The 12683-nt window shown below is 32.2% G+C and carries 10 protein-coding genes and 1 pseudogene; 7 read left to right on the top strand and 4 right to left on the bottom strand.

Going from position 1 to position 12683, the window contains the following annotated elements; all coding sequences use genetic code 11:
- Nucleotides 1-43 precede the first annotated feature (43 nt).
- The 6 genes from ABEY15_RS07940 to ABEY15_RS07915 all read left to right on the top strand — a co-directional run bounded on the left by ABEY15_RS07940 (nt 44) and on the right by ABEY15_RS07915 (nt 6521).
- Nucleotides 44-553: a hypothetical protein gene (locus ABEY15_RS07940; protein ID WP_429889572.1), complete on the top strand. Its 510-nt coding sequence runs from the start codon at nt 44-46 to the stop codon at nt 551-553.
- Nucleotides 554-616: 63 nt separating this feature from the next.
- A complete protein-coding gene (locus tag ABEY15_RS07935; RefSeq protein WP_069035488.1) occupies nt 617-1060 on the top strand; it encodes a MaoC family dehydratase in 444 nt (147 codons plus the stop codon).
- Nucleotides 1061-1150: 90 nt separating this feature from the next.
- A complete protein-coding gene (locus ABEY15_RS07930; RefSeq protein WP_056474082.1) occupies nt 1151-1339 on the top strand; it encodes an alpha/beta-type small acid-soluble spore protein in 189 nt (62 codons plus the stop codon).
- A gap of 185 nt (nt 1340-1524) precedes the next feature.
- Complete coding sequence (gene nagE / locus ABEY15_RS07925) at nt 1525-2889, top strand: N-acetylglucosamine-specific PTS transporter subunit IIBC (RefSeq protein ID WP_429889571.1); 1365 nt, start codon at nt 1525-1527, stop codon at nt 2887-2889.
- A 1064-nt stretch (nt 2890-3953) separates the two neighbouring features.
- Nucleotides 3954-5051, top strand: coding sequence for an SDR family oxidoreductase (locus tag ABEY15_RS07920; protein ID WP_429889570.1), 1098 nt, complete (start codon nt 3954-3956; stop codon nt 5049-5051).
- A gap of 648 nt (nt 5052-5699) precedes the next feature.
- Nucleotides 5700-6521 carry a CAP domain-containing protein gene (locus ABEY15_RS07915; RefSeq protein WP_429889569.1) on the top strand — a complete coding sequence of 274 codons (822 nt, stop codon included), beginning with the start codon at nt 5700-5702 and terminating at the stop codon, nt 6519-6521.
- Between the two features lie 92 nt (nt 6522-6613).
- Here the strand turns inward: ABEY15_RS07915 and ABEY15_RS07910 are convergent, their stop codons facing one another.
- From ABEY15_RS07910 to adhE, 3 genes are all read right to left on the bottom strand, one after another.
- Nucleotides 6614-7312: a copper homeostasis protein CutC gene (locus ABEY15_RS07910; RefSeq protein ID WP_429889568.1), complete on the bottom strand. Its 699-nt coding sequence runs from the start codon at nt 7310-7312 to the stop codon at nt 6614-6616.
- Between the two features lie 10 nt (nt 7313-7322).
- Nucleotides 7323-8231, bottom strand: a complete 909-nt coding sequence (locus ABEY15_RS07905; protein WP_429889658.1) for an RluA family pseudouridine synthase — start codon at nt 8229-8231, stop codon at nt 7323-7325.
- Nucleotides 8232-8329: 98 nt separating this feature from the next.
- Nucleotides 8330-10933: a bifunctional acetaldehyde-CoA/alcohol dehydrogenase gene (adhE, locus tag ABEY15_RS07900; protein ID WP_429889567.1), complete on the bottom strand. Its 2604-nt coding sequence runs from the start codon at nt 10931-10933 to the stop codon at nt 8330-8332.
- A 646-nt stretch (nt 10934-11579) separates the two neighbouring features.
- Between adhE and ABEY15_RS07895 the strand changes: the two genes are divergently transcribed.
- On the top strand, nt 11580-12191 hold the full coding sequence (locus ABEY15_RS07895) for a YitT family protein (RefSeq protein ID WP_429889657.1): 612 nt from the start codon (nt 11580-11582) through the stop codon (nt 12189-12191).
- 291 nt (nt 12192-12482) lie between these two features.
- On the opposite strand, the pseudogene ABEY15_RS07890 reads toward ABEY15_RS07895, so the two are convergent.
- Nucleotides 12483-12681 (bottom strand): annotated as a pseudogene (locus ABEY15_RS07890) (histidinol dehydrogenase); the annotation flags it as partial.
- Nucleotides 12682-12683 lie beyond the last annotated feature (2 nt).

The following is a 12683-nucleotide window of genomic DNA, read 5'->3' as shown; positions in this document are numbered from 1 at the left end:
GCAGCAATGCATTCAATAATAAATTTTTTTGGAGGAAACACTAATGACTGAAAAAACAATCGAATTACAAACTGAACTTGCAGCTGAGAATTTTCAAAAAATGCTTCAATATTTGTTAGACAATCAATTACAAATTCAACAATGGACAGAGTCTTTATTTCAAGAACAAGCAAAACAATGGAAAACTTTAAACGAGCAAGTTCAAGTACAACAACAAGAGTCTTACGAGCAGTTCCAAGAAATGATTAAGTTATTAAACGAAATTAAACCTACCATTAATCAAGAAACTTATGAAAAAACTTGGAAAAAATTATTTGATCAGTTTGCTCCATTTCAATCTTTATGGACAAATATGAATCAAAACCCATATCAACCGTTTTTTCAAGTTATGAGTACATTTTCAAATCAACAACAACAATTTTTTCAACAATTTTTTAAACAACCATTAAATAACACACCTTACACTGCTTGGACGAACATGTACCAACAGTTCCAAAAAACACAAGAAGATTGGTTTAAAAACTTACAAGAATTCTCATTCACAAAACTATAATTAATATACTTAAACAATTTTCTTGATTAGCTAGACATTTCATCAAGGAGAGGATGAAACAAAATGAATGTTTTCGAAAGTGCAAGAAATGTACAGGAAGTTCATTTTGACTCCATTTCAGTTGGTGACGAAGCTACTCTTGAAGTTAAAATTACTGCAGAGTTAATTGAACAATTTGCTGCAATTTCAACAGATGTAAATCCAATTCACTTATTAGATGATTTTGCAAAAGAAAGCATCTTTAAAGAAAGAATTGCACATGGCATGTTGATTTGCAGCTTTATTTCCTCAGTACTAGGTACAAAACTACCCGGCAAAAACACCATCTACTTATCTCAAGAAGTATTCTTCAAAGCACCAGTAAAAATTAATGACACAATTAAAGTAATCGTCAGTGTTGTACGTAAAAGAGATGATAAAAAATTATTAACGCTTCAAACGAATGTATATAATCAAGAAAATGTACTCGTCGTTGAAGGCTCAGCATTGGTTAAAAAGTTAACATAACCCTAATATGACTGTATTTACCAAGCATGAGAAAACCCTAAATGTAAAAAATAGAATTGTAAGCTATTACTTACAGAAAGGGAGATAATCATGACAAGAACAAATAAATTATTAGTTCCAGGTGTAGAACAAGCACTTGATCAATTTAAATATGAAATCGCTAACGAATTTGGTGTAACTTTAGGATCAGATACAACTGCACGTTCAAACGGATCAGTTGGTGGCGAAATAACTAAACGTTTAATTGCTCAAGCGCAAAGTCATTTAAAGGGTCAATGATTAAAGAAAAACAAACTATATAAAATGGCTTAATATAGGGGGAGAATTAATTCTTCCCTTTTTATTTTTAATTTTTTTGGAAGAAAATAGCAATTTTTATCTTAACTAGTTGTATAGACAAGTTAGAGCTTTTAAGTTATTATTGAAAGCGTAATCATTATAATAATTTTCGGAGGGAAAATAATATGCTTAGTTTCTTACAACGTATTGGTAAAGCATTAATGCTACCAATCGCTGTCCTTCCAGCTGCAGGACTTTTACTGCGCTTTGGACAACCAGATCTTCTAAACATTCCGTTTATGGCGGCTGCTGGTAATGCAATTTTCTCTAATCTTCCATTAATCTTTGCAATCGGTGTTGCAATCGGTATTTCAAAGGATGGAAATGGAGCCGCCGGTCTTGCAGGTGCAATCGGTTACTTTGTATTAACTGCAGGAACAACTACGATAAATAAAGATATTAACATGGCTGCCCTTGGTGGTATTATTACAGGGGTTGTAGCTGGACTTCTTTACAACCGTTTCAGTGGTATTAAATTACCTGAATGGCTAGGATTCTTTAGTGGACGACGATTCGTTCCAATTATAACATCAGCTACTATGCTCGTATTAGCAGGAATATTTGGTTATGTATGGCCAACAATTCAAGATGCAATTAACTCAGTTGGTAACTGGATCATTGATATCGGTCCAATCGGAGCTGCTGTATTCGGTTTCTTAAACCGTATTTTAATCCCACTAGGATTACATCACGTATTAAATACAATTTTCTGGTTCAACTTAGGTGACTTTACTGATGCTGCTGGTAAATTAGTTCACGGTGACTTAAACAGATTCTTCGCTGGTGACAAATCTGCTGGTGCATTCATGACTGGTTTCTTCCCTATTATGATGTTTGGTCTTCCAGCTGCTGCATTTGCAATGATCGCTGCTGCAAAACCAGAAAGACGTAAAACTGTTGCAGGTATGTTTATTGGGCTTGCTTTAACATCTTTCTTAACAGGTATTACTGAACCAATCGAATTTGCATTCATGTTCATTGCTCCAGTACTATATACGCTCCATGCAATCTTAACTGGTTTATCAATGGGTATCGTAAATGCTTTAGGAATTAAAGATGGCTTTACATTCTCAGCTGGTTTCATGGACTACATTCTAAACTACAATATTGCAACTAAACCAATTCTGTTACTCCTAATCGGTTTAATCTTTGGTGTAATTTACTTTATCGTGTTCTACTTCGCAATTAAGAAATTTAACATTAAAACACCAGGTCGTGAAGACGAAGATGTTGAAACTGATGAAGTAACAACTGAAATTGGTGATTCTTTATACCTACAAGCTCTAGGTGGAAAAGAAAACTTAACAAATATTGATAACTGTACAACTCGTTTACGCTTACAAGTAAAAGATGCTTCTAAAGTAAATGAAGCACTTCTTAAAAAAGCTGGTGCTCGTGGAGTTATTAAATTAGACGATAAAAACGTACAAGTAGTTGTAGGCACAAACGTAGAGTTTGTTGCTGAAGACTTGAAAAAACAAGTTAAATAAATGATTTTAAAAGCTTGTCCATATGGGCGAGCTTTTTTTTGCTTATTTTTCTGATAAAGGGATTTATGAGTTGGTGAAAAAGCTAAAATTGACGGATATATGCTTATAATGGCTGGGCTTCATGGGGAACTAAATTAGCTGAATCAAGATTTATACTTCCTCATAAGCATTTCATGAGGGTCTATTTAACCTAAATCATGAATCTTACTTCCTCATAAGCGGTTCATGAGGAACTAAATAACCTAAATCATGAATTATACTTCCTCATAAGCGGTTCATGAGGAACTAAATAACCTAAATCTTGAATCTTACTTCCTCATAAGCGGTTCATGAGGTACTAAATTAGCTGAATCAAGATTTATCCTTCCTCATAAGCGGTTCATGAGATACTAAAATAACCTAATTCATGAATCTTACTTCCTCATAAGCGGTTCATGAGGTAATGAATAATCTAATTCATGAATTATACTTGCTCATAAGCATTTCATGAGGATCTATTTAACCTAAATCATGAATCTTACTTCCTCATAAGCGGTTCATGAGGTACTAAATAAGCTAAATCATGAATTATACTTCCTCATAAGTGGTTCATGAGGAACTAAATAAACTAATTCATGAATTATACTTCCTCATAAGCGGTTCATGAGGTACTAAATAAACTAAATCGTGAATTATACTTCCTCATAAGCGGTTCATGAGGTACTAAGTGACCTAATTCATGAATCTTACTTCCTCATAAGCGGTTCATGAGGTACTAAAATAACTTAAATCATGAATCTTACTTCCTCATAAGCGGTTCATGAGGTACTAAATAACCTAAATCATGAATTATACTTCCTCATAAGCGGTTCATGAGGTACTAAATAACCTAAATCATGAATTATACTTACCCTTAAAAGTTTCATGAGTAACTAGATAGCCTAAAGCCTAGAGTTTTACCTTCCATAAATAGAGAAAAAAAGATCAAAATACCTTTATTATATTGAAGTGAACTTTACATTAAATGCATATTTCTTTAATAAAATAAACAAAGGGATTTAAATTACATAAAGTAGGTGGCTAGAATGGAAAGAACATACTTTATTACTGGATTTCCTGGATTTATTTCGAAGCATTTACTCTTCAAAATTCTTGATAATGAAATGTCTTTTCAAAAAATTTATTTACTTATTCTTCCTAATACTGAAAAACAATGCCGAGACTTTTTATTTACATTAGATCAAAAGTATCCAGATTACACTCTTTTAAAAATAGAACTTTTAAGTGGTGATATCACCAAGAAAAACTTTGGGCTCAGCCTAAAAAACCTTAATGTACTATTTAATGATATAACGGATTTATTTCACTTGGCTGCAATTTACGACCTTGCAGTCCCTAAAAAAATCGCATATGAAGTAAATGTGAAAGGAACTATAAATGTAAATGAATTTGCACTTAAACTGAAATCTTTGAAGCGTTATACCTATTTTAGTACTAGCTATGTCTCAGGAACTCGTGAAGGAAGAATTTATGAACATGAGTTAGAAATGGGACAAACTTTTAAAAACTTTTATGAAGAAACGAAGTATTATGCTGAAATAGAAGTTGAGAAACTAAAAACACAAATTCCAATCACCATTATAAGACCTGGGATTGTAGTTGGTCATTCAGAAACTGGTGAGACAAGTATATTTGATGGACCATATTTCATTTTAAATTTCTTCACAAAACTTCGCTATTTACCTATACCTCAAATAGGTAAAGACAATGCTTATAGCAATTTCATTCCCATTGACTATTTAATTAATGCTGTTTACTATTTGAGTCATGCAGAAATCGGAGTTAACAAAACTTATCAAATTACAGATCCCTCTCCTTGCCCTGTACAAGATGTTTATAAAGATTTTCTTTCCTATTATTTAAACAAATCTACCGTAGGCATTATTCCAATTAAATTTATTAGTCCTCTCCTTTCGATTCCATTCTTTAGACGATTACTTAAAGTTGAAAAAGAGGTTTTATCTTATTTTAATTGTAATTCTGAATATGATTGTATTAATACCTTAACTGATTTACAAAACACAGGTATTAAATGTCCGGATTTTAAAGATATACTCCCTGTTATTACAAATTATTATAAAGTGCATAAGACAGTGATAGAGAAGCATGTATTAATTAATTAAAACTGGTTATGTAATTTCGCTACTATATATATGAAGGAAAAGTTTAAAGGACACTATAGTATTAGTGTCCTTTTATTAATAATAGCTCTATGTAATTTAAGTTTTTTGTTTCTTTTCTTCTATTATTAATGATTTAATTTCATTTTTCATTTTAAAAAGCCAAGTATGCTATATAGATTTATTTACCTTACATAATAACCTACTGCAATAAACCTCTTTTCATTCTTTTAATCCTTCATCAAAAGGTCTTGCCAATATAAATCCCAAATGTAATGGCCTAGTATCATCAATAAATAATTTCAAATTATTCACCCTCAATACGTTCATTACAGAATGATTACAATCGTAACTGGATAACAACAAATCTGGATTTTTCTTCCTGTATTATAACGTTAAAATAGGACGTTTTCTTAACTTCAAACTTTTTTAGTGGAAATTTTAAGCAAAAATTTATGATTCTTGTTTAATATTATTCTAGTAAAATAGTTGTCATAACAACGATTTTATTTATTTCTGTACTAAGACACTACTACCAAAAAAATCCTCAAATATAGCTCCCCATTATTTCCCATAATTATGTCATGCGTTTTCATGCTAAAGTATTACTTGTACAGCGAGACAATAACCAAACAAATGGAGGAATAAGACATGAAAAAAGTAATCTCATTATCAACATTGGCTGCTACTCTACTAGTGGGTGCTCCTGTAACTGCAGTACACGCGGATACAATTAATAAGGATACAAAAGCATATACTCAAAAAGTTGATTTAAATAATGTATTATTTAGCTACTTTAATCTACCAAGCTTAAACACTAGTAACGGTAAAATAGATTTATCTAAATTTGGTATTGATATGACTAAGCTTCAAGATTCAATTAAACAACAATTAGAAGCTCAACTAAAACAAGGTAATAGTTCAAATACAACTACAAAACCAACAGTACCAACGACGCCAGCTACACCGGCTAAACCATCAACACCAACAACAAAACCGACGGTACCAACTACACCATCTAAACCAACAACGCCGTCAACTGAAACACCATCTAAACCATCAACACCATCAGATACAACATCAAATTCAGCATCATTATCAGCTTATGAATCAAAAGTAGTTGAATTAACAAATGCTGAACGTACAAAAGCTGGTTTAAAACCATTTACTGTTAATGCAACATTATCTAAAACAGCACGTTTAAAATCACAAGATATGACTGACAAAAATTACTTTGATCACACTTCACCGACTTATGGATCACCATTTGATATGATGAAACAATTCGGAATCACTTATAGTTATGCAGCAGAAAACATTGCTAAAGGTCAAAAAACACCTGAAGAAGTAGTTACTGCTTGGATGAACAGTGCTGGTCACCGTGCAAATATCTTAAATCCTAACTTAACTCAAATTGGTGTTGGTTATGATTCAAGATCAAATGCTTGGACTCAACAATTTATCGGTAAATAATAAATAACATTTGTATAAAGCTGTATTATAAGTAGTCCGTTTTTACGGACTACTTTTTTATTATGTGAAAATAATTTTGATGTATTCAAACATTATTTGATTGATCCTCGTACTAACCTTCTTCGCAAACTTTCCATTAAATAAGAATCAATTTCTTCAATTGCAGAGTTATTTTTTCGAACCCCAGAACCGAAATGTATTTCTTCTACATTCGTAAATGCAATGAAGTCTGATACATTTTCAATCGATAATCCGCTTCCTGCTAAAATTTTTATATTCGATTTATTTGTCAGTTCAATCATATTTTTTATTGTTTCTTTCCCATCAATTGCACTAGCAAGACCGCCCGATGTTAATACATGCGTAATCTCAGGGTACTGTTTTAATGTATCAATAGCTGATAACAGATCATTTGATTCATCTATTGCTCTATGAAATGTAAAGTTCATATCTTTTACTCGAGCTGTTACTTTTTTTAAAAAATCTTCATCAATTGTATTCTCTCTGGTCAAGGCTCCAAAAACGATACCAGCTGCTCCGAGCTCATTACATACATCAATATCGCTTAAGATTACTTCTTGATCATACTGATCATATAAAAATGAACGACTATGTGGTCGAATCATTACATGCACTGGAATTGAGACACTTTGAACAACCTGTTTAATTGTAGCGTAACTTGGTGTCAATCCTCCCTCTTTTATTCCAGTAACTAATTCGATGCGATTTGCCCCAAACCGTTCTGCATCTAATGCATCTTTTACGTTTGTGGCAATGACCTCTAATAACATTTCATTCATCTCACTTTTCGTTAAGTATTTGTTTTATGTCCGACGGGTATGGAATATCAATCGATAAATTTTCTTTCGTAAAAGGATGCGTAAATTGTACATTACTAGCGTGTAATCCTTGACGATTCAATAATTTTTGTTTCCCACCATACAATAGATCTCCAATTAATGGATGACCTAAAAAGCTTAAATGAACTCGGATTTGATGTGTTCGACCAGTATCTAACTGACATTCTAATATCGTTACGTTTAACTTTGATATATATCTTATTTTTTTATAATGTGTAATTGCTTTATCGCCTTTTGGTGAAACCCTTCTTCTGGTAGGGTGATGTCGATCCCTTCCAATTGCTTCATTTATTGTACCTTTAGGTGATTTAACATTCCCTTCAACTATAGCTGTATAGGTACGTTTTATTTTACGTTGACTTAACATCGAATCTAGAATTGAACTACTTAATGCATGTTTAGCAAATACGACTCCACCGGTAGTGTCTTTATCGAGGCGGTGTATATGACGTACTTTTGTTTTTAATCCATTTTCTTGAAAATGAAATGCTACCCCATTTGCTAATGTATTTAACTGACCTTTTTCATTCGGATGTGTGTCGACTCCAAATGGTTTATTAGTAATAAGTAAATGTTCGTCTTCGTAGCAGATCTCAATAGATTGATCCTGTGGAATTACACCATAATCCTCTTCTATGTACAATTGCATTTCAACTTGGTCACCACTCAAAAGGATTGTATTCCAAGGTTTAATTTCTCCGTTAATCCTACAACCTTTTGCCATCCTTAATTCATGTAGCAACTTCTTTGGAAACTGCCACACATTTTTTAAATATGACTCCACTGTTTGATTTTTATGCTCAACACCTATTATTACCTTAAACCATGGATTTTGTTGCTTTAACTCCATCATTAATCACCACTTTCAATATGACTATTATATCAAAATATAATTAGTCAAAAAAGAAGCACCTGTTTAGGTGCTCCTTAATGAAAAATTTAAATTCATTAACATCCTTTAAAAGCATTAAGATAAACTTCTTCTAATTCTTTTACTAGAGGTAGTTTAGGATTTGCAGTAGTACATTGATCTTCGAAAGCACGATCAGCTAAATATGAAATTTTTTCTAAAAATTCTTTTTCAGTAACTCCTTGTCCTTCGATACTCATATTTATATTTAATTCCTTAGATAACTTAATAACAGCTGTAATTAAACTTTCAACGCCTTCTTCAACAGTTACAGCTGGAAGCCCTAGGAAACGAGCAATTTCAGCATATCGTTCATCTGCAATGAAATGCTTATATTTAGGGAATGCTGTAAACTTAGTTGGTTTTTTTGCATTGTATCTTATTACATGTGGCATTAAGATTGCATTTGCTCTGCCATGAGGGATATGGAATTCCGCTCCAATTTTATGAGCTAAACTGTGGTTAATTCCTAAGAACGCATTTGCAAATGCCATACCTGCTATTGCTGAAGCATTATGCATTTTTTCACGTGCTTCAAAATCGTTTCCATCTTTGTATGCTCTAGGTAAATATTTAAACACTAATTTTATAGCTTGTAATGCTAATCCATCTGTATAATCATTAGCTAGGACACTTACATAAGCCTCAATTGCATGAGTTAATACATCCATACCAGTATCTGCTGTAATACTTTTAGGAACAGTTGATACGAACTGAGGGTCAATAATTGCAACGTCAGGCGTTAATTCATAATCAGCTAAAGGATATTTTATATTGTTAGCTTTATCAGTAATAACAGCAAAAGGTGTAACCTCTGAACCAGTACCAGAAGTAGTTGGTATTGCGACAAACTGAGCTTTACGACCTAATTTAGGGTATTTATAAGCTCTTTTTCGAATATCTAAGAATTTTTGTTTAGGCCCGTCTAAAGTAGTTTCTGGGTATTCAAAAAACATCCACATACCCTTGGCTGCGTCCATTGCTGATCCACCACCAAAAGCGATAATTGTATCGGGTTCAAATGATATCATTCTATCTGCACCCTTCAATACAGTAACATCTGAAGGATCCGGTTCTACATCTGAAAAGATTTCAATCTGAATATTCTCTTGTCTTTTCTCTAGATAATATTTAATCACGTCAACATAACCTAATTTAACCATTGCTTCGTCTGTTACAATAAATGCTTTTTTAATATTAGGCATTTTTTCTAAATACTGAGTTGAATATTTTTCAAAATAAATTTTTGGTGGCAGTTTGACCCATTGCATATTCATATTTCTTCTTCCTAATTTTTTAATATTTAATAAGTGTACAGTTGTTACATTAGTCGAAACAGAGTTTTTACCATGCGATCCACAGCCTAATGTAAGAGAAGGAATAAATGCGTTATATAAATCCCCAATTCCTCCATGTGCTGAAGGAGCATTTGTAATAACACGACATGCTTTCATTCTTAGTCCAAATTCTTTTTGAATTTCTTCATTATTACTATGAATAACTGCCGAATGGCCTAATCCACCTAGCTCTAACATTTCTTCACAACGTTTAAATCCTTCTTCTTTTCCATTTACCTTAATTGCAGCTAAAACTGGACTTAGTTTTTCTCTAGTTAAAGGTTCATTTGCACCAACGCTTTCACATTCAACGATAAGAATTTTTGTATCTACTGGTACATTTACTCCAGCTATTTTTGCAATTTCATATGCAGATTTACCAACAATGTCACCATTTACAGCACATGTAGCTTCATTTATGACAAGCTTTTCTAATTTCTTTTTATCTTCTTTTGTAGCATAATAACAATTATTTGCTTTTAACTCTGCTTTCACTTCTTCATATACTTCTTTATCTACAATAACTGCTTGTTCAGAAGCACAAATCATTCCATTATCAAATGTTTTTGAAAGAATAAGATCATTCACTGCACACTTAATTTCAGCAGTTTTCTCGATATAACATGGAACATTACCAGGTCCAACCCCTAAAGCAGGTTTCCCTGTACTATAAGCCGATTTAACCATTCCAGCACCACCTGTTGCTAAAACAAGGGCCACTCCTTCATGATTCATTAAACACTTTGTTGCTTCAATAGAAGGGACTTCAATCCATTGTACACAGTTTTCAGGTGCTCCAGCTTTTATTGCCGCATCACGAACGATTTTTGCTGCTTCTCTACTACATTTTTGTGCGGAAGGATGAAAAGCGAAAATAATCGGATTTCTTGTTTTAATCGCAATGATTGCTTTAAATAATGTTGTTGATGTAGGATTAGTTGTTGGAGTGACACCTGCAATCACCCCAACAGGTTCAGCAATTTCTGTTATTCCAGTTTGTATATCTTCACTAATAATCCCAACCGTTTTATTATCCTTTATTGAATTCCATATATATTCTGTAGCAAATATATTTTTAATAATTTTATCCTCATAAATCCCACGCCCTGTTTCCTCAACTGCCATTTTTGCGAGTGGCATATGTTGATCCAAACCAGCTAGAACCATCGAATGTACAATTTCATTGATTTGATCTTGATTATAGCTTTCAAATTCTTTTAGTGCTTTTTGTCCTTTTACGACTAAATCATTTACCATTTCAGAAGCATTACTTATTTCATTAACAATTTTTTCTTGAACAGCCATTTGGCTCTCCTCCTCTGATGTTGGACATTAATGATTCATTAGGATTCATTAAGTCCCATTTATCTCTTAGTATTGTGAAATCTTTCACAATATTGTTTACACATATAATATATATCGTTTTTATTGAAAATGCTATGGCTAAATTGTGAAATCTTTCACATTTTTTTAAGGTTAATTTCAACAAAAAACTGTTTCACATCTACTTATTCCCGTCCCTACTTCTAACTTTTTGTAGATTTTTGTTAATTCTTTTCTTTTTTCAAATATTTTCGCATATGATAAAATTAAGAATAAGTTCTCAACGAACTTATTTTTCACCTGTTAGATTATTCTAACAAAACTGGTAAAAAGGACGTGTAACCATGATTGCTCGAAGGAGCATTTGGCAACGTAAAGACTTATCCTACACTTAGCAGTTTTAATTTAGAGAACCAAAAGAACTCTAAAATAAAACTGAAGGTAGGCGAAACTATGGTTGACAGGCGATTATGTTATTTCTTCAATGATATATAGCTATGTAGTTAGAAAGCAAAAAAACTAACTACGAGCTCTATATGTACGTAGTTAGTTTATAAGCTGTACTTTTAACTACTAACTACGAAAAGAGGAAATAACAATGAGTAACAATCGTTTGGGTGAGACCTTAATGATTTTAGTTGGTTCATTTATTTTAGCCACTACACTGTATCATTTTCATTATCAAAATAATTTAGCTGAAGGTGGATTTATTGGTATTGCTTTATTAGTAAAGAACGCATTAAATATATCGCCTTCAATTACAACTTTGCTACTCGATATTCCAATTATCTTGATCGCTGGATTGTATTTAGGTAGAAAATTATTAATCAATACTACCATCGGCGCCATCTCGTTTTCTGTTTTTTATTCTATAATAGAAAAAACATCTTCTAATATTACATTTAACTTTGGAAATCATCTTTGGATACCCGCTATTCTAGGTGGAATTTTCGCTGGACTTGGTTTAGGGTTAATTCTAAGAAGTGGTGGTGCGACTGGTGGGGATGATTTAATAACAATAATAATGAGCAAAAAATCAAAAATATCGATTGGTAAAGTATACTTTATTTTTGACGCGGTTATTCTTCTTTGTTCACTAAGTTATCTTTCATGGAATGAAGTAGGATATACAATTCTTTCAGTTGCAATCTGCGCCAAAGTAACCGAATTAGTCTATGAAAGTAAATTTCAAAAAAAATCTGTTACAATTAAAACTAATGAAAAAAGATTACATGCTTAATGCATGTAATCTTTTTTACGTATAAATTAGATAAATTTTAATGCATGTAATCTTTTTTTGAATCAGAAAAATCAGTGAGCTCATTTAGAACATTTTCGGCAGCTAAATCGTAAAGACAATCTTTAAAAAGTATTGCCAGTCTTCGATAATCATTATATTTATCTAATAGCTCGTCAACAGATGAGGCTTCACCTATGAATGTTTTCTTTACTTCTTCTTGCTTTTTAGCAAACTTAATTGTAAATGTACCTAGTTTTTCAAACATTGAACCGTAGAATTCATCAAAGTTCGATACGCTTACTAATTCTTCTTCTTCAGCGTCAACTTGAAGACCATCAAATTCTCGTAAGAGTTCGTATATAATGCTACTGTACTCATCATTTAAATAAATACTTTTTTCGATCCTGTACCCGATCACTCGATAGAAATGACCATCGTTCTTTACAAATTGAACAGTATCATTTATTTTAAACTTAAAATACTTAAACATTG

This window comes from Gottfriedia acidiceleris (genome assembly GCF_050457485.1).
GTDB lineage: Bacteria > Bacillota > Bacilli > Bacillales > Bacillaceae_G > Gottfriedia > Gottfriedia acidiceleris_D.
Note: the sequence above shows the minus strand (reverse complement) of the source record. Positions and strands in the feature narration are given on the sequence as shown.